Genomic DNA, 17,491 nt, shown 5'->3' on the forward strand with positions numbered 1-17,491 from the left:
GTTCAAAAACCCCAGGCTATTTTTTTAGAAAGTTTCATTAATGTTCAGGTAAAACCCTCCATTTCCATTTTGGCCTATGCCGTAATCCGCGGTGATGGTCGTTCTTTTTTCTTTATTGATCATCACGCGGAGTCCCAGACCATAACCTGGATTGATTTTCTCAAAAAGTCGCTCCTGATTGTTGCTGACATTTAGTGTATTTTCCCTTGTTCCACCGCTAAAGCTTGCTCCATTGACAAATAAGGTACCTCCAAAGGTGTCCTTTTCCCTTTGTAATGGAAATCTCCATTCTGCTTCTCCATAGACCATATTTTCTCCCCGAAATCTACCTTGGGCATAGCCTCTTCCAGCTCTTCCAAACATATCCCATCCTAGAGAAGGAAGATTCATGTAAGGTAGTTTTCCAGTGACAAGGAAATTTCCCATTCCCCACACGCCTATTAAATGCCGTTTTCGGGCGGGGTTGAGGTTGAAATAATGCCGATAATCTAACAGTAAGGTGCTGGAGGATTGGGAAGACCCCAAAAACTCCGGATTGATTTTGTATTGAATCCAGGCGAAATTCTTTTCATAGGGAGAAACTGCTACGTCCCTGTTCTCCATAACCACATTCATAGATATTCCCGAGAGGGAATACTTTTCAGTCGAAAACCCTTTTTCTCGATTGTAGTCATCATGTGAAAAGTTGAAAAATTGCCCACGATCCTCGGATAAGTAATTTTGGATTTTGTGGTGAATGTCCAAATGATAGCCTGGTCCTAGGTAAAAGCTTGAATTCCCAATTCGCTTCAGAAAGGTCTCATAGAAACGGGTAAGCCTGAAGTCCATTTGTTGCTCACCCTGGAAAATCGGGAATTTGATCGGGTCGGCATCAAATCCATTGGGAGACGAACTCCCCAATCCATAGGTAGGTTGGGAGGTAATGAAATACCGCCAGTCTCCAAGAAGTATAGTCTTATTCCCTGCGAGGAAAATATTATGTCTGGAACTGAAAATCCATTGATTTTTTGTGGTGTACAATAGATTTCCAACCAAGTTGGACAATTTGGTAGCCAGAGGATCACCCATGTACCAAGAAGCTGAAGGAGCCAATCCAAACATCCAACCATTGGCAGGATTGGAGGCTACTGCCGGTAAAGGGATGAAACTGAAATGATACACTTTATTAGGGACATAGGAGCTTGTGTCGGATTGGGCAGATAGCCGAAGGGTGATAGTAAAAAATATCCCCAGAAGTAAGAGTGGCTTCATGATCGGAGTTGAGATGGTAATTTACTTCAATCTAGTCCAATGGAATGAGGTTCCAACGGAAATATTCCCAAAGGCGGAATAAAAATTAGGAATAGGGAATAATGAATGCATCATCCTCTGGCATAGCCTAGGGAGTAATCCCGGGCTATTTGGATTCTCCTTCTCCAAGATCGAGCAGGATTGCAAGAATGAAAATTTCTGGTATTTTTTGGCATGAAACCCAAACTATCCGAACCTCTGACGCCTCGCTATACTTTCAACCAAACTTACCTCTGGCTAATATCCTTGACCGCCGCCCTGGGGGGCTTTTTGTTTGGCTACGACTGGGTGGTCATCGGCGGTGCTAAGCCTTTTTACGAACCATACTTTAATGTCAGTAGTGTAGCGAATCAGGGTTGGGGTACCAGTTCGGCCCTAGTCGGCTGTATGATCGGAGCGGGATTGTGCATCTTTTTGAGTGATGCCTTGGGGAGAAAACGCCTGTTGATCGCCTCTGGGTTTTTGTTTTCCCTTTCTGCGATCGGCACTGCTTTGGCAGATAGTTTTTTTGCATTCAACCTGTACCGAATTCTAGGTGGAGTGGCTATGGGGATTGCCTTAAATCTTTCTCCATTGTACATCTCTGAAATGTCACCTGCGGAGAAGCGGGGAAGGATGGTCACCATCAATCAATTGCTAATCATGTTTGGGGTGCTGCTTGCCCAGCTGGTCAATTGGCAGATTTCTCTTCTGGATACCGAGATGGCGGATGAAGCGACTTTTGAACAGATTGCTCAAAGCTGGAATGGACAAACTGGATGGAGATGGATGTTTGGGGCGGAGACCGTTCCTGCAATGCTCTTTTTCGGGCTGATGTTTTTGGTGCCGGAGAGCACGCGATGGATGATCAAAAATGGCCAAACGGATCAAGCACGAAAGGTACTGGTTAAAATCGGAGGCTTGGACTATGCTCAAGACAGTATTCGGGAAACACAGGAGACTTTGGAGAGGGGAGATGATTCCCAGATCAATCTCAAAGCCCTGTTCCAACCTAAGATCATGAAGCTATTGGCTCTTGGGATATTTTTGGCATTTCTGCAGCAGTGGAGTGGCATCAATGTAGTGATCTATTATGCGGCGGACATCTTTCAGGCTGCAGGTTTTAACCTGAAGCAAATGATGCTGAATATCGTTGTGATCGGAGGAGTAATGGTAGCCTCAGTCTTTGTGACTTTGGCCACTGTGGATCGATTTGGAAGGAAATCCATCTTAATGACCTGCCTTGCCGCGATGTCACTCATCTATGCCGGAATAGGCTATTCCTTTTTTGCAGATTTGGGAGGGGGAGTTGTGGTGATTTTGGTTTTGGCTAACGTGATGTTTTATTCCATATCCCTGGCGCCTTTACTATGGGTTTTGCTTTCGGAGATTTTTCCAACCCGAGTACGAGGTGCGGCAATTTCAATCGGTGCCTTAGCCCATTGGGTTGGCAATTTTACCCTGACCTATTTTTTTCCTGCGATCAAAGAAAATCTTGGTTGGGCCAATAATTTCTGGTTGTATGGGATGATTTGTGTCTTTGGCTTTTTGGTCCTGTGGAAAGTGCTTCCAGAAACCAAAGGGAAGTCTTTGGAGCAGCTTGACAGGGAATTATCCTGATTTTTTGATAGAAAAAATCAGCGCTATTTCTTCAAAAAGCTTTTGACCAATTCCCTTTTCACAAAGACAATAAAAAACCAACACATCCAACCGACGATTGCTCCGATAGCTGCCCCAAGAAGGATGTCAAAAGGATAATGTACGCCCAAATAGATTCGGGTATAGCTTACCACGATAGCATAGAGGTAGAGCCAGCCCATGTATTTAAGCTTGCCTTTCATCTTAAAATTGAGGAACGTGGCTAGGCCAAACGTATTGGCAGCATGGGAAGACACAAAGCCATAAAGTCCGCCACATCTTCCGTAGTTGTGGATCATTCCTTCCCATCTTGGATCGTGGCAGGGCCGAAGTCTTTCCATCAGGGGCTTTAGAAATCCCGAGGTGAATTGATCTGAAATCAGAATAGTGAGCATCACTCCTCCATATACCCACCAGCAGTTTTTGGGATCGGCTTTGTAAATCTTGTAAATCAGAAATGCATACAAAGGAACCCAAGTGAAGGTTTGAGTCATTTGAAAAACGATCGGATCCAGCCAATCCCAATGAAAAGAATTCAGCCAGAGGAAAAACTCCTCATCCAGATTTTTCAGAGTTTCAATCATGGTACAAAAGTTAGCCAGTCCATTTCCTTTTTCAGATGCTCCAAAGTAAATGCCTCTGGGCTTCCATGCTTAGGCTCATGCATATAGGTCCATTCTGCCTGTGGAGGCATGCTCATGAGGATACTTTCGGTACGGCCATTGGTATCAAGCCCAAACTTGGTGCCTGCATCCCAGACCAGGTTGAATTCCACATACCGTCCTCTTCTCAGATTTTGCCAAGCTTTTTCCTGCTCCCCAAAAGGGATCTTGGAGTTTTTCTCCATAAAGTACCCATAAACCTCAGGGAATAGCCTACCAATGGACAAGGAAAAGTCCAGAATCTGCTGGAATTCCTCGTCTGTTTTGCCGCTGAGTCGATCATAGAATATTCCGCCTACTCCGCGCGTTTCATTTCGATGACGGATAAAAAAGTAGTCGTCAGCCCATTTTTTGAACTTAGGATAATACTCGGAATCAAACTCATCACAGACTTTCTTTACTTCCTGATGAAAATATTTGGCATCCTCCGGAACGACGTAGTGAGGGGTTAGGTCAATTCCTCCTCCAAACCAATTCACTCCGTTTTCCATTTCGAAATACCTGATATTCATGTGAATGATAGGTACCATTGGGCTGAAAGGGTGGAGGACTATGGATACACCAGTGGCGAAAAAGTCAGCTTTTTCCAATCCGAGCTTTTGGAGGATTTTTTCCGGAGTAGGGCCATGGACTGCTGAGAAAGCTACTCCTCCTTTTTCGATAATAGCTCCGGATTCAAAGATTCGGGTTCGGCCTCCTCCGCCTTCAGCTCTGTCCCAAGCATCTTCACGGAATTTGCCATTGCCATCAGCTTTTTCAAGACTTTGGCAAATATGATCCTGCATTTGGCGGTAGATTTCCGCAATTTCCTCTTTTGATTTTCTACTCATCAGCTATTAGAAGGGATATCCGATCCCAAAATTAAATACTGTTTGACCTCTTGTCCCAAAAGGTCTTCTGAAAGATAAATTATCCAAGACCCAGCGCTCTCCTTCGTCTTTGGAAGGGTCGATGGCTTTGGTGGCAAGGTCTAGCCTGATCACCAGGAAGTCGAAGTCCATTCTCAAACCGAGGCCTGCTCCGACAGCGATTTCTTTGTAAAAACGATCCCATCTGAAATCCGCACCGGGCCGAGCCGGATCCACTCCGATCATCCAAGAGTTGCCGGCATCCAGAAATACAGCCATATCAAAGAATCCGACTAAATTTCTGCGGTATTCCAGCATACTTTCCAAAATCATCTCTGCAGGTTGCTCGTTGACATAGTCATATTCTCCCCCAGCTCCCAGTACAGGTTTGGAGCTTCCCGGTCCGAGGCGTCGGGCCTGCCAGGCACGGATACTGGTACCACCACCGGCGAAGAAATATTTTTCATAAGGCAATACTCCCGCACTCACACCGTAAGGTCTTGACCATCCGAAATTAAGTCGATAGGCTACCGTTTGTTTTTGGTTTAAAGGATAATACCTTCTAAAATCCACCTGAGTTTTGAGCCACTGAAAGTTGGCATAATCGATACCCGGTTCATCATTACTCTGGACATTGAGGAAGTTCAGCGATGTCCCTCCGCTTTCTACAAATAACCGAAGCAAAGAAGCCCTTTTGGTACTGAAGTCCCCATATCGGTTGAAATTGATTACCGTTTGTCCTGAAAAACTGCTGACAAATGAGGGCAAGAAAGACCAGATCAGGTTGTTGCCATTGGATTGTAAATTCTCCAAGACTTGTAAGAATTCATTAGTAAGAACAGGAGTCCGGATATAATTGATATCTGCGGCATTCAGTGTAAAAGCTTGACGGTTGTTTCGGGTCTGCCAGGTGTAAGAAAGCAATCCGTTGATTGAGTTTCTTGTGTATTCGGGTCGGTTGGTATGAAGATAACCAAACTGAACCCGGGTGTTGGGATTATACTTTCCAAAAGTCTGAAGGGCTCCTGGCGAAAAGGGAATTAGAAATCTTGGGAAAATCACGGAAACTGACCCGTTGAGTTCGGTACTTTGATAGACTCCTTGACCGGTCGCGGAAGCCACCCCTTCCAATCCTGCTCGAAAATTAAACTCCAGTATTTCTCCGGCTCGGAAGAAGTTACGGTTACGAAGAGCGGTACTGAAAAATGGACCGGGAAGCTGCTCTGTGATGGTCAAGCCCACCTGATTTGTGAGTTGGTATTTTTGATTGGGTTGAGTGAAAATATTGGCCGTAAGAGAGGTGCCAAGTGTATCGAAGGAAATGTTGACAAACCGAAAGAGGTCCAGGTTATTCAGGAGTCTTTGAGTATCGATGGTGTTTTGACGGCTGTACCGGGCATTTTTTTGAATCTGGATTCTTGAAGCCAGGATTTTTTCAGAATATCTATCTCTGTAAAAGGAGAAATCTATTCCGTTAAAACTATTTCTGACGCTTCGGTCCACAAACTCGCTGCTTGGTGGATTTATTCTAAAATTGATGGAATCAATTGTATAGGGCTCATGCTTTTCTGAAAAAGTGGGCTTTTGGATGATTTCTTCCACATTCACTTTTTTCTCCGTCGTGTCTTTGAAAACGATGTAGTTGACATAGGATTTGGAAAACATGAAGAATCCGTTGTTTTTCAAAAGATCTTCGATTCTGTTTCTTTCTGCTATGATGTCATCTTGAGAATAAATAGCTCCCGCCTTTAGATGTGTACTTTTTTTATTGGCCTCCAGGATTCTTTGGATTTCCTCATTGTCTGTTTTCCGGTAGATCGTGTCCATGATGTAGGGTTCACGCTCTTGGATCTGATAGGTGACATATGCTTTTTGACCTTTGGTTTCAAGCATATAGTCCACTGAGGCATCAAAAAAGCCATGATTGACCAAATAGCCCTGAAGATTGCTGACGGATTTTGCGGTAAGTTCTTCATCAAAAATCTCAGCTGGATTGCCGGTTCTCATCAATCCGTTTCCAAACTCCAGCTTTTTCTCCAAGCTTTCTACTTTAGAATTGACCCGATAGAGTCTTTTTTCGATTTTCCTTGTGTTTTCTACCGTGTCCTCGGCTGCTCTCAATTCCCTGAGTTTTGCCTTGGTTTGGGTTAGTTTTTCAGCAACTTCCGCGCTGTCATAGAATTTTTTTCCAAAGCGATAGATATTGACTCCCAGAGAGGTGCCCAAAAACCTGGTGTTGGGTTCCTGTTCTAAAAGGTTGTAGAGTTGTTCCTGACTGGCCTTTTCTACCCCCTTCAGTTCATTTTCATAGACCACAAATTTGTCCTCAGGCACATTTCGGGTGAGGGAGCAGGCATAGCAAACCCAAAGCAGAGCGATAAAAATTATATATTTGGAAGATTTCAATTTGTGGTAATCTACAGGGATGCTGAGCAAAAATACGGTTAAGTTTATAAAATCCTTACATCAAAAAAAATACCGAACGGAGACAGGGAAGTTCTTTGTAGAGGGTGAAAAAAGTGTTTTGGAGGTTTTAGAGTCAGGATTTTCCATTGACATGATTTTGATGACGGAGTCTTTTGAACAAAAGCATTTTCGGAAATTAACCTCCTTCTCCGGACAGAAGCTGATACTTACCCAAAACCAACTGGAAGGATTGGGGCAGTTTCAATCCAATGATTCGGCTCTCGCAGTGGTTCAAATGAAACCCAACCAAGCTTTCCAGCCTGAGGAGGGTGAAATGATTTTGGCATTGGATGAAGTTCGTGATCCTGGGAATTTGGGAACCATCATTCGGATTGCGGATTGGTATGGGATCAAGAAACTCGTTTTTTCCCCTCATACTGCAGAGTTTTATAATCCCAAGGTGATTCAGGCGACGATGGGGTCATTTACCAGAGTTGAGTTTTTTTATGAAGATTTGGGAAAAGTTTTTAGCCGATGGAATCTTCCGGTGTATGGAGCCTTTTTGGGAGGAGATAATATTCATTCACTCGAGAAAATCACTCCCGGAGTAATTTTGATGGGAAATGAATCCAATGGGATTTCTGCGGATACTGCAAAATATGTCAACCAAAAAATAACGATTCCTGCATTTGGGCATGCAGAATCCCTTAATGTGGCCATTGCCACAGCAGTCATTTGTGATAACTTCAAACGACTGATAGGGAAATGAAATCCAAACTATCCCAGACTTTGGCAAAAGTCGGAATCAATGGCTTCCTGTTAGGTATTTTTATCGCCATTGCTTTAGCTTCCATTTTTCCCGAATTCGGATCTGAGGATTCTGGAATTCCCTGGAAACCAATGATCAATGTGGGCATAGCTTTGGTATTCTTTTTCTATGGGGTAAAGCTCGATCCTGTTCAAATCAAAGCAGGTCTTTCCAATTGGAAATTACACTTGTTAATACAATCTTCCACTTTCCTGCTGTTTCCGGCCTTGGTGTGGGTTTTGATGGGTATTTTTCCATGGATTGAGGAGGAGTTTCAATTGGGGATCATATATCTGTCTTCTCTTCCTTCCACTGTAAGTGCTTCGGTGGTGATGGTATCTATTGCCGGGGGAAATTTACCCGGTGCGATTTTTAATGCCAGTATTTCCAGTTTGCTGGGAGTCGTAATTACTCCGGCGTGGATGGGAGTTTTGGCCGGTGGAGTAGAGGGAGAGATTGATTTTTGGGCAACTTTGGGAGAATTGTCAGTCAAAGTGATTCTTCCGGTAACGCTTGGAATTCTGAGTCATGGATGGCTTTTCCCCAAACTTCAAAAAGTCCTCCCGAAACTAAAATATGTTGATCAAACTGTCATCATGGTGATTGTTTTCACCTCATTTGCAGAGTCCTTTGGTCAGAAGATATTTTCAGCTTTTTCAATCTCGTCGTTGCTCATTACCGCACTGACCTTGCTTGGGATCTTTATTCTGGTTTTGGTCATCATGTGGGGATTAGGGAAGGCGATGGGTTTTTCAAGAGAGGATCAAATTACCACCTTGTTTTGCGGATCCAAAAAGTCCCTGGTGCATGGTGTGGTCATTGGTAAAGTTATATTTCCCAATGCAGCAGTCTTGGGCTTGGCGCTATTGCCGGTCATGTTGTATCACATCCAGCAGCTGATCTTGGGAAGCATGCTGGCTGGCTATTTGGGAAGAAGGAAATAGCAATAGGGATAATTATCCAAAAGAAAAATAAAAAGCCAGTTGGCTGGCGTTCTGGTTATTTTCAGAAACAGTCAACTGGCTCATAAGCTCAGAGGTATTTTTTCGAAAGCTCTTCTACCAAGTCCAGATAGTCTTGTGTGGCTTCTTCCTTGGATTTTCCTTTGAAGGTGAGCCAGGAGTTGTATTTCGCGGCAGCTTTGAAGTCAAATCCTCCCGGTCTTTCTCCTAGATTATCTCCTTCGGTGGCTTGTTTGTATAATCCGTAGAGTTTTAGGAGCTCTTCGTTTCCAGGTCTTGTGGTGAATTTTTGTGTTAAGGCAACAGCTTCTTCTAAAGTGGATGGTTTCATGAGTTTATGGAAAATATTTTATGATTTTGTCAAATTTGGTTCCATTCTCTGAAATGAGGAATCCGCTAATAAAAAAAGCCAGCTGCGAGGCTGGCTTCTTGATAAATGTCAAAACGGATTAACGCTTGTTCATGCTAACATAGTCTCTTTCGGTAGCACCAGTGTACACCTGACGAGGACGTCCGATCGGTTCTCCATTTTCTCTCATTTCTTTCCACTGAGCAATCCAGCCTGGGAGACGTCCCAAAGCAAACATTACTGTAAACATGTCGGTAGGGATGCCCAAGGCTCTGTAGATGATACCGGAGTAGAAGTCTACGTTTGGATATAGCTTGCGATCCACAAAATACTGATCGTTCAAGGCTGCATATTCAAGCTCTTTTGCGATATCCAATACTGGATCTTTTACGCCTAGTTTGCCCAAAACGTCATCTGCAGCTTTCTTGATGATTTTCGCTCTTGGGTCGAAGTTTTTGTAAACTCGATGTCCAAAGCCCATCAATCGGAAAGGATCGTTTTTGTCTTTGGCTTTGTCTAGATATTTCTTGGCATCACCGCCGTCAGCTTTGATCGCTTCCAGCATTTCGATTACAGACTGGTTGGCTCCACCATGCAAAGGTCCCCAAAGGGCATTGATACCTGCTGAGATGGATGCATAGATAGAGGCCTGAGATGAACCTACAATCCTTACGGTAGAAGTAGAGCAGTTTTGCTCATGGTCCGCATGAAGGATCAACAGGGCATCCAAAGCTTTGGCTACTACCGGATCGATTTCATACTTTTCAGCAGGCAGGGCAAACATCATTTTCATGAAGTTGGAGCAGTAATCCAAAGAATTATCAGGGTAATTCACCGGATGCCCCATTTTGTTCTTATAAGCCCAAGCGGCAAAAGTTGGCATTTTTGCCAAAAGTCTAATGATGCTCAGGTTGATGTCTTCTGCACTTCTGTTTGGATTCAGAGAGTCAGGGTAGAAGGCAGAAAGAGAACAAATCAAGGAAGAAAGAACTCCCATTGGGTGAGCATTGGATGGGAAACCGTCCAGGATTTTCTTGATGTCCTCATGAACCAGTGTATGGTAGGTGATTTCCTTGGTGAAGTCTTCGTATTGAGCCTGGGTTGGCAATTCACCATAGATCAATAGGTAAGCCACCTCAATGAAACTGGACTTTTCAGCCAAATCCTCAATTCTATATCCTCTGTATCGAAGGATACCAAGTTCTCCATCCAAAAAAGTAATTGAGCTGGTGGTAGAGCCAGTATTTTTGAATCCAGAGTCTAGAGTGATCAGACCAGTGGCGCTTCTAAGTTTGGCAATGTCAATAGCAGGTTCGTTTTCTGTCCCGATGATTACGGGGAATTCAAATTCTTGTCCGTTGTAGGACAGCTTGGCGGAGTCAGACATATCGTTAGTTTGGATATCTATTGTATTTAAAACTTCAAAATCGGCCTTAAGTTAATAAAATCGCCCATTTTTTAAGGAAATTATTCCACCGGCTAGGGCAATATTATTTTAAGATATTAATTGTGATAAAAGGTTTTTACAACCACTTGTTTGTAAAGGTTTTGCAGTTCTTAAGTCTAAGAAATTTTCTTTGGTAGATTGGAGTGGTTTTCCAAAGAAACAGAAATAGCCCCGAAGGGCTAAAATTACTCGCAGAAATGCTCAAATACTTCTACCAAATGATCACCGATCATCTTGGCATTTCTTCCTTCGATGTGGTGTCTTTCGATGAAGTGAACCAGCTCCCCGTCTTTGAACAAGGCCATAGCCGGAGAAGATGGAGGATAAGGCAATACCATTTCTCTAAACTGAGCGACAGCATCGCGGTCATTTCCCGCAAAAACCGTTGCCAAGGTGCTAGGTTTTTTCTCAGCATGCTCCAGTGCATACCTTACCCCTGGACGGGCAGCACCTGCAGCACATCCACACACAGAATTGACTACCACGAAAGTAGTTCCTTTGTGATTTGGACCTAGATGCTCGGCAACTTGCTCTGCAGTTCTGAATTCTTGGAATCCTACATTGGAAAGTTCTGCCCGCATGGGAGCAATTAGTTCTTCAGGATACATATGGATAGGTGTTTTAATTGTTCGTTTTTATAAAAAGCCCAATTCAAGTTTGGCGGCTTCGGACATCATGTCCTGCGAGTAGGGAGGGTCAAAAGTGACTTCCACTTCCACGTTGTTTACGCCTTGAATCTGTTGGATTTTATCTTTGACTTCTGAAGGGATAAATTCTGCTGATGGACAATTTGGGGAGGTCAAAGTCATTTGCACATAGACGTTGTTGACTGGATACACGGTGATCTCATAGATCAATCCCAATTCATAGACGTCCACGGGAATCTCCGGGTCATAGACCTGTTTGATGGCTGTGACTACCTTGTCTCTCAAATTTTCCACTTGCGTAGTGCTTTCTGTTTTGTTTTCCGCTTCCATTTCAGGCGTTTTGTTTGGCTTGAAAAGCCAATGCGTAAAGTTTCATCTGCTTGATCATCGCTGCCAGACCATTGGATCTTTGACTTCCAATGATGCTCCCCATTCCGATTTTTTCGATAAAATCCAGCTCTGAATGAATAATTTCCTCAGGTCTGCGATTGTTCAAAACCCGAATTAGTAAGGAAATCAGTCCTTTGGTTATATCCGTATTCGAATCGGCCTGATAATGTACTTTTCCATCACGGTCATCGGCGATAAGCCATACTTTGGATTGACAGCCTTTGATGATATTTTGTTCCACTTTCTCCGCCTCAGGAAAAGGCTCCAAATTTCCGCCCAGCTCCATGATGTAGAAGATAGTGGACTCTTTATCGTCACCCAGAATTTCGAATTCGGATACAATCTCTTCTTGTACGTCTTTAATACTGCTCATTTATTCTTCAATCTTGCTATTCGGGCTACCCCCTCAGCCAGTTGTTCAATTTCTGATTTGGTATTGTAAACCGCAAAAGAAGCGCGGACAGTTCCCTCGATTCCAAATCGTTTCATCAGAGGCTGGGTACAGTGATGGCCGGTACGTACGGCAATTCCCCTTGCATCCAGCATTTGACCCACGTCAAATGGATGCATCTGATTGATATTGAAGGATAATACAGAGACTTTATCTTGAGCTGTTCCCACTGGGATAAAGCCTTTGATGTCCTTCATCAGCTCATTGGCGTAGGCTAGAAGTTCATCTTCATGAGCTTTGATTTCAGACTTTTTCAAGTTTTTGATAAAATCCAAAGCAGCTTTGAAAGCAATAACATCCGCGATATTGGGTGTGCCAGCTTCAAACTTGAAGGGAATGTCGTTATAAGTGGTTTTCTCAAAAGTCACTTCTTTGATCATTTCTCCACCTCCCAAAAAAGGAGGCATCGCTTCCAGTACTTCTCTTTTTCCAAATAAGACTCCCAAGCCTGTAGGGCCATAGAGTTTATGAGCTGAAAAAGCCATGAAATCACAATCCAAGTCCTGCACATCAATTTCCAAATGTGATGTGGATTGAGCTCCATCCAAGAGAACTTTTGCGCCAACCAAATGTGCGGCATCAATTATCTTTTTGACAGGATTGATAGTTCCCAAAGCATTGGAGGCGTGGACGATGCTGACGAGTTTGGTTTTTGGGGAAAGAAGTTTTTCGAATTCCTCAAAAAGGATTTCTCCGGCCTCATTGATAGGGATTACCTTAAGAATAGCCCCTTTTTCCTCACAGAGCATTTGCCATGGCACGATATTGCTATGATGCTCAAGGGTGGAAATGATGATTTCATCACCTTTTCCGATGAATTTTCGCCCAAAAGTCAAAGCCACCAGATTGATACTTTCGGTGGTTCCCTTGGTAAAAATTATTTCCGCTGACTCTTTGGCATTGATAAAGTCCCGAACAGACTCCCGGGTATTCTCATAATATCGGGTAGCACGATCAGCCAAGGCATGGGCTCCTCGATGGATGTTGGAATTGTCCAACTCATAATAGTTGACCAATGCCTCAATGACCGCCTTGGGCTTTTGGGTAGTAGCGGCATTATCAAAATAAATCAAGGGCTTGCCATGCACTTCTTGATGAAGTACAGGAAACAAGCCCCTGATCTGATCGATATTTAAATTCATAGCTTAGAATTTACTACCCAATCGCTCCTGAATCAGGCCGATTGCGTAGTCTCGGAAGCTTTCATCTTCGATTTTCTCCAGCACTTCACCGGCAAAGGCGTACAACAAAAGTCCTTTCGCAGAAACTTTGTCAATACCTCTAGCCTGAAGGTAAAACAGTGCTTCTTCATCCAACTGACCAACGGTACATCCATGAGAGCATTTCACATCATCTGCCCAGATCTCCAACTGAGGTTTGGTGTTGACGATGGCATCTTCTGAAAGAAGGATATTATTGTTCTGTTGAAAAGCATTGGTTTTCTGTGCATCCTGACGGACAAAAATCTTTCCATTGAACACTCCGCGACTTTGGTCTGCCAAGATCCCTTTGTACAATTCATTGGATTCTGCATGAGGAATGGTATGGTCCACGTTGGTGTGATTATCCACGTGTGTTTTTCCATTCAGCATATAGATCCCATACATGTTGCCTTCCGAGTTACTTCCCAGTAGGTTCAGACTTAGATTATTCCTAACCATGTCCCCTGAAAGGGAAAGATTTACTGAGGTAAAGCGGGCATCTTTCAGAATATCCGTCTCAATATTGCTGACTTCAATGGCATTTTTGCCTTCGTTCTGAATCCGGTAGTAGTTGATTTGGGAATTGATACCGCCTTTGATTTCAACTACTTTGTTGACAAAATAAGATTGCTCACCTAAGCTTACGGTCATATCCATGAAAGTAGCTTCGGCAAAATCCCCGGATTCTATCCATACTCTAGGCTGAATAACTTGCCCTTCGTTGGCTTGACAGAAAGAGAGTAATAAGATTGGCTTCTCTATTTGAGACTTTTTCGGAACAGAAATAAAAATTCCATCCTGAAAAGAAGCCAAGTTCAAGGCAGCGAAAGCGTCTTTTTCTGGCTTTGCGATGCTTCCTAAGGCAGTATTCTCTTTCGCTGAAATAAAATCAACTTCTACTCCTTCGATCTTGGAGGATAGCTCTGGTAAATATTTTCCATTGGAAAATACCAAAACGTCCCCTTGAAACCCCTCGAAAATAGCCGATTGAACCATTTCTGGCGTGACAGTAATCGGAAGGGCAGGGGAGAAGCTCAGAATGCTAGATTCCAGCTTTTTGGTGATCGGAGTGAATTTATATTCTTCGGCTTTTAGCGCAGGCAGTCCTTGAGCCTCAAGATTTTCTTTCCCTTTCAATCGAGAAGACGAGAAATTATCAGGGGCTGCAGCCAAAAGGCCTTGGATTGTATCTTGTATAGTCAAGGTACTCATGAGGTTTCGTTTTGTGTTCAGACAGTGGCGGAATCCACTTCTTCTTTGATCCAGTCGTATCCTTTTTCTTCAAGCTCTAGTGCGAGTTCTTTGGTACCGGATTTTACGATTCTTCCTTTATAAAGAACATGCACGTAGTCAGGTACGATATAATCCAACAAACGCTGGTAGTGGGTAACTACGATGGTTGCTGTTTGGTCTGACTTCAGTTTATTGACACCGTTGGATACAATTCTAAGGGCATCGATGTCCAAGCCAGAGTCAGTCTCATCCAAAATGGAAAGGGTTGGCTCTAACATGGCCATTTGGAAGATCTCATTTCTTTTCTTTTCTCCTCCGGAAAAGCCTTCATTCAAAGATCTGCTCAGTAGCTTTTGGTCAATTTCGACCAAGGCCATTTTTTCTTTCATCAAAGAAAGGAATTTCACAGCGTCCAAAGGTTCTTGACCTCTATACTCCCTTACTTGATTCAAGGCAGTTCTCAAGAAGTTGGTGGAAGATACACCAGGGATTTCTACCGGGTATTGGAAAGCAAGAAAAACGCCTTCGCGTGCTCTGTCTTCCGGAGCCATTTCCAGCAATTCTTTTCCTTTGAAAATAACCTCGCCTTCGGTCACTTCATACTCTTCGCGTCCTGCCAAAACAGAGGCAAGAGTAGATTTGCCGGAACCATTTGGGCCCATGATGGCATGAACCTCGCCAGCTTTCACTTCCAAATTGATGCCTCTAAGAATAGGCGTACCCTCTACAGAGGCATGTAGATTTTTTATGCTTAACATGATTTGAAATTTTTCAATTTTTGAATCTTCCAATTTTGCAATTGGATTACCCGACTGAGCCTTCTAGAGTTAAAGCCAGTAGCTTTTGAGCTTCCACAGCAAACTCCATCGGCAACTGGTTTAGGACTTCTTTTGCGTATCCGTTTACAATCAAGGCAACTGCATCTTCCGTCGCAATACCTCGTTGGTTGCAATAGAAGATTTGGTCTTCCCCGATTTTGGAAGTGGTAGCTTCATGCTCCACCTTCGCTGACGGATTATTGATATCAATGTATGGGAAGGTATGAGCTCCACATCTATCTCCCATCAATAGGGAGTCACACTGAGAAAAGTTTCTGGCATTATCTGCCCTTTTCATCACCTGAACCTGACCTCGGTAGGAGTTTTGAGACTTACCGGCAGAGATACCTTTGGAAACGATTCTGGATTTGGTGTTTTTACCAATATGAATCATTTTGGTTCCGGTATCAGCTTGCTGATAATTGTTGGTAACTGCCACGGAGTAAAATTCACCGATGGAATGATCTCCTTTTAGAATACAAGAAGGGTACTTCCAAGTCACCGCAGAACCTGTTTCCACCTGTGTCCAGGAGATTTTAGAATGATCTCCTTCACAGATACCTCGTTTGGTTACAAAGTTGTAAATCCCTCCTTTGCCTTCCTTGTCACCAGGGAACCAGTTTTGCACTGTGGAATATTTCACTTCAGCATGGGCTGCCGCGTAGATTTCTACTACCGCAGCATGAAGTTGATTTTCATCTCTTTGAGGAGCAGTACATCCTTCCAAATAGGAAACATAGGAAGATTCCTCGGCAACGATTAAAGTTCTTTCAAACTGACCAGTGTTGGCTGCATTGATTCGGAAATAGGTAGAAAGCTCCATCGGGCATCTTACGCCTTTTGGAATGTAGCAAAACGAACCATCTGAAAATACAGCCGAATTCAAGGCCGCATAATAGTTGTCTGTCATTGGGACTACTGACCCCAAATATTTCTTCACCAATTCAGGATGCTCTTTCACGGCTTCACTGAAGGAACAGAAAACAATACCCAGCTTACCTAAGGTGTCTTTAAAAGTGGTAGCCACAGACACTGAATCCAAAACCGCATCTACAGCTATACCTTGCAATCTTTTTTGCTCATTGAGTGAAATACCCAATCGCTCGTAGATCGCGATAAGCTCTGGATCTACTTCATTCAAGCTTTTTGTTTTCTTTGCCTGCTTTGGGGCAGAATAATATTTCAAGGCCTGAAGGTCGATCTTGGGATAAGTAACGTTGGCCCAAGATGGTTCAGCCATATTTAGCCAAGTACGAAAAGCCTTAAGCCTCCATTCCAAAAGCCATTCTGGTTCTTCCTTTTTTGCGGAAATCCATCGAATGATGTCTTCATTCAATCCAGCAGGGGCTTCGTCGGTCTCATAATTGACTGACCAGCCGTGCTCATATTCTTTGGAGGTAAGTTCTTCTAAAATCTGATTGTCTTTGCTCATGCGCTGAGTTATTTAGACTAATTACATTTTAACTGCGAAGGTACAACATATTCTTAAAAAATAATGTTCAGCCTCATTTGAAAAATCTATCAGTCATTAGGTTTTTATTTGCCTGTTGTCCTCAAATGCCCTGAAATTCAGTATGGAAGTACATGAATAAAAAAGTCCGGAAACTACCGGACTTCCTTTAGATAGATAGGTATATAGGACTTTTAGATTAAATTAGATTTAATCTAAATAGAGTTACTTTTCCTTATCGAAAAACTGAATTGGTCTATTGATACTTTCTTCCAAAACAATCAAAGTCTCCGTACGATCAATTCCGTCCACTTTTTGAATGCTGTCTAGGACCAGTCGAAGGTGGTTGGTATCTCTGCAGATTATTTTGGCGAAAATGGAATAATTCCCCGTGGTGTAATATGCACTAACCACTTCAGCAATTCCCTTTAGTCTTTCAATAACATTATCATACAAGGAACTTTTCTCGAGGTAAATTCCCAAAAAGGCTGAGATGTCATACCCAAGCTTTGAAAAATCAATGTTCAAAGTGGCGCTTTTGACAATTCCCATGTCTTCCAACTTTTTCATTCTCACGTGAACGGTACCAGAGGAAACGAAAACTTTTTTGGCAATTTCGGTGTAAGGAGTCTTCGCGTCTTCGTTCAAAAGCGAAATGATCTTTAGGTCTATGTTATCGATATCTAAAATTTTGTCCATTTTCCCTAGTAGGATTTAGATGATTGTTAATGAAAGTCGCCGTAAATTAAAGATTGTTCAAAATATTGCAAAATTATTTTTTCAATTTGTAATTAAAGGAAAAAACCTTTTATTTTGGCCTTGATGAAAAGTTTCAAATAATTATTTGGTTTTTATCGATTTCAATTCATCTTTTGTTTGAAATACGTCTTAACTCCAAATATTTGATAATC

Annotated in this window: 17 protein-coding genes; 3 read left to right on the plus strand and 14 right to left on the minus strand. The window is 42.9% G+C overall.

Features of this window, described 5'->3' with window-relative positions; translation table 11 throughout:
• Positions 1–24 precede the first annotated feature (24 nt).
• Complete coding sequence (locus tag G458_RS0111775; RefSeq protein ID WP_026952090.1) at positions 25–1,251, minus strand: BamA/TamA family outer membrane protein; 1,227 nt, start codon at positions 1,249–1,251, stop codon at positions 25–27.
• A gap of 213 nt (positions 1,252–1,464) precedes the next feature.
• On the opposite strand from G458_RS0111775, the gene G458_RS0111790 reads away from it, so the two are divergent.
• Positions 1,465–2,889 carry a sugar porter family MFS transporter gene (locus G458_RS0111790; RefSeq protein ID WP_051287209.1) on the plus strand — a complete coding sequence of 475 codons (1,425 nt, stop codon included), beginning with the start codon at positions 1,465–1,467 and terminating at the stop codon, positions 2,887–2,889.
• A gap of 23 nt (positions 2,890–2,912) precedes the next feature.
• Here the strand turns inward: G458_RS0111790 and G458_RS0111795 are convergent, their stop codons facing one another.
• From G458_RS0111795 to tamL, 3 genes are read right to left on the minus strand one after another with little or no spacing between them, the layout of a single operon-like run.
• Positions 2,913–3,491: a phosphatase PAP2 family protein gene (locus tag G458_RS0111795; protein WP_026952092.1), complete on the minus strand. Its 579-nt coding sequence runs from the start codon at positions 3,489–3,491 to the stop codon at positions 2,913–2,915.
• Positions 3,488–4,399 carry an oxygen-dependent coproporphyrinogen oxidase gene (gene hemF / locus G458_RS0111800; RefSeq protein ID WP_026952093.1) on the minus strand — a complete coding sequence of 304 codons (912 nt, stop codon included), beginning with the start codon at positions 4,397–4,399 and terminating at the stop codon, positions 3,488–3,490. The genes G458_RS0111795 and hemF overlap by 4 nt, the downstream gene beginning before the upstream one ends.
• Positions 4,400–4,405: 6 nt before the next feature.
• Positions 4,406–6,823 carry a translocation and assembly module lipoprotein TamL gene (tamL, locus tag G458_RS0111805; RefSeq protein ID WP_026952094.1) on the minus strand — a complete coding sequence of 806 codons (2,418 nt, stop codon included), beginning with the start codon at positions 6,821–6,823 and terminating at the stop codon, positions 4,406–4,408.
• Positions 6,824–6,842: 19 nt separating this feature from the next.
• On the opposite strand from tamL, the gene G458_RS0111810 reads away from it, so the two are divergent.
• Both G458_RS0111810 and G458_RS0111815 read left to right on the plus strand, forming a co-directional pair.
• Positions 6,843–7,592 (plus strand): TrmH family RNA methyltransferase, encoded by a 750-nt coding sequence (locus tag G458_RS0111810; RefSeq protein ID WP_026952095.1) that lies wholly within the window; start codon positions 6,843–6,845, stop codon positions 7,590–7,592.
• The gene (locus G458_RS0111815) at positions 7,589–8,575 is read left to right on the plus strand and encodes a bile acid:sodium symporter family protein (RefSeq protein ID WP_026952096.1); all 987 of its coding nucleotides are present in this window, start codon (positions 7,589–7,591) and stop codon (positions 8,573–8,575) included. The genes G458_RS0111810 and G458_RS0111815 overlap by 4 nt, the downstream gene beginning before the upstream one ends.
• 88 nt (positions 8,576–8,663) lie before the next feature.
• On the opposite strand, the gene G458_RS0111820 is transcribed toward G458_RS0111815, so the two are convergent.
• From G458_RS0111820 to G458_RS0111870, 10 genes are all read right to left on the minus strand, one after another.
• Positions 8,664–8,924 carry an acyl-CoA-binding protein gene (locus G458_RS0111820; RefSeq protein WP_026952097.1) on the minus strand — a complete coding sequence of 87 codons (261 nt, stop codon included), beginning with the start codon at positions 8,922–8,924 and terminating at the stop codon, positions 8,664–8,666.
• 118 nt (positions 8,925–9,042) lie between these two features.
• On the minus strand, positions 9,043–10,329 hold the full coding sequence (locus tag G458_RS0111830) for a citrate synthase (protein WP_026952098.1): 1,287 nt from the start codon (positions 10,327–10,329) through the stop codon (positions 9,043–9,045).
• Between the two features lie 245 nt (positions 10,330–10,574).
• The gene (locus G458_RS0111835; protein ID WP_026952099.1) at positions 10,575–10,997 is read right to left on the minus strand and encodes a BrxA/BrxB family bacilliredoxin; all 423 of its coding nucleotides are present in this window, start codon (positions 10,995–10,997) and stop codon (positions 10,575–10,577) included.
• 27 nt (positions 10,998–11,024) lie between these two features.
• Positions 11,025–11,366, minus strand: coding sequence for a DUF59 domain-containing protein (locus G458_RS0111840; RefSeq protein ID WP_026952100.1), 342 nt, complete (start codon positions 11,364–11,366; stop codon positions 11,025–11,027).
• A gap of 1 nt (position 11,367) precedes the next feature.
• Positions 11,368–11,799, minus strand: a complete 432-nt coding sequence (locus G458_RS0111845; protein ID WP_026952101.1) for a SufE family protein — start codon at positions 11,797–11,799, stop codon at positions 11,368–11,370.
• Entirely contained in the window at positions 11,796–13,019 is a 1,224-nt protein-coding gene (locus tag G458_RS0111850; RefSeq protein WP_026952102.1) for a cysteine desulfurase, read from the minus strand. The genes G458_RS0111845 and G458_RS0111850 overlap by 4 nt, the downstream gene beginning before the upstream one ends.
• A 3-nt stretch (positions 13,020–13,022) precedes the next feature.
• A complete protein-coding gene (gene sufD, locus G458_RS0111855) occupies positions 13,023–14,291 on the minus strand; it encodes a Fe-S cluster assembly protein SufD (protein WP_026952103.1) in 1,269 nt (422 codons plus the stop codon).
• 17 nt (positions 14,292–14,308) lie between these two features.
• Positions 14,309–15,070: a Fe-S cluster assembly ATPase SufC gene (gene sufC / locus G458_RS0111860; protein WP_026952104.1), complete on the minus strand. Its 762-nt coding sequence runs from the start codon at positions 15,068–15,070 to the stop codon at positions 14,309–14,311.
• Between the two features lie 46 nt (positions 15,071–15,116).
• Positions 15,117–16,562 (minus strand): Fe-S cluster assembly protein SufB, encoded by a 1,446-nt coding sequence (gene sufB / locus G458_RS0111865; protein WP_026952105.1) that lies wholly within the window; start codon positions 16,560–16,562, stop codon positions 15,117–15,119.
• Between the two features lie 243 nt (positions 16,563–16,805).
• Positions 16,806–17,279 carry an Lrp/AsnC ligand binding domain-containing protein gene (locus tag G458_RS0111870; RefSeq protein ID WP_026952106.1) on the minus strand — a complete coding sequence of 158 codons (474 nt, stop codon included), beginning with the start codon at positions 17,277–17,279 and terminating at the stop codon, positions 16,806–16,808.
• Positions 17,280–17,491: the final 212 nt, after the last annotated feature.

This window comes from Algoriphagus mannitolivorans DSM 15301 (assembly GCF_000429425.1).
GTDB lineage: Bacteria > Bacteroidota > Bacteroidia > Cytophagales > Cyclobacteriaceae > Algoriphagus > Algoriphagus mannitolivorans.

Coding starts and splice junctions, on each gene's coding strand:
- G458_RS0111775 (WP_026952090.1), bottom strand. CDS start 1,251: ATGAAGCCACTCTTACTTCTGGGGATATTTTTTACTATCACCCTTCGG.
- G458_RS0111790 (WP_051287209.1), top strand. CDS start 1,465: ATGAAACCCAAACTATCCGAACCTCTGACGCCTCGCTATACTTTCAAC.
- G458_RS0111795 (WP_026952092.1), bottom strand. CDS start 3,491: ATGATTGAAACTCTGAAAAATCTGGATGAGGAGTTTTTCCTCTGGCTG.
- hemF (WP_026952093.1), bottom strand. CDS start 4,399: ATGAGTAGAAAATCAAAAGAGGAAATTGCGGAAATCTACCGCCAAATG.
- G458_RS0111810 (WP_026952095.1), top strand. CDS start 6,843: ATGCTGAGCAAAAATACGGTTAAGTTTATAAAATCCTTACATCAAAAA.
- G458_RS0111815 (WP_026952096.1), top strand. CDS start 7,589: ATGAAATCCAAACTATCCCAGACTTTGGCAAAAGTCGGAATCAATGGC.
- G458_RS0111820 (WP_026952097.1), bottom strand. CDS start 8,924: ATGAAACCATCCACTTTAGAAGAAGCTGTTGCCTTAACACAAAAATTC.
- G458_RS0111830 (WP_026952098.1), bottom strand. CDS start 10,329: ATGTCTGACTCCGCCAAGCTGTCCTACAACGGACAAGAATTTGAATTC.
- G458_RS0111835 (WP_026952099.1), bottom strand. CDS start 10,997: ATGTATCCTGAAGAACTAATTGCTCCCATGCGGGCAGAACTTTCCAAT.
- G458_RS0111840 (WP_026952100.1), bottom strand. CDS start 11,366: ATGGAAGCGGAAAACAAAACAGAAAGCACTACGCAAGTGGAAAATTTG.
- G458_RS0111845 (WP_026952101.1), bottom strand. CDS start 11,799: ATGAGCAGTATTAAAGACGTACAAGAAGAGATTGTATCCGAATTCGAA.
- G458_RS0111850 (WP_026952102.1), bottom strand. CDS start 13,019: ATGAATTTAAATATCGATCAGATCAGGGGCTTGTTTCCTGTACTTCAT.
- sufD (WP_026952103.1), bottom strand. CDS start 14,291: ATGAGTACCTTGACTATACAAGATACAATCCAAGGCCTTTTGGCTGCA.
- sufC (WP_026952104.1), bottom strand. CDS start 15,070: ATGTTAAGCATAAAAAATCTACATGCCTCTGTAGAGGGTACGCCTATT.
- sufB (WP_026952105.1), bottom strand. CDS start 16,562: ATGAGCAAAGACAATCAGATTTTAGAAGAACTTACCTCCAAAGAATAT.
- G458_RS0111870 (WP_026952106.1), bottom strand. CDS start 17,279: ATGGACAAAATTTTAGATATCGATAACATAGACCTAAAGATCATTTCG.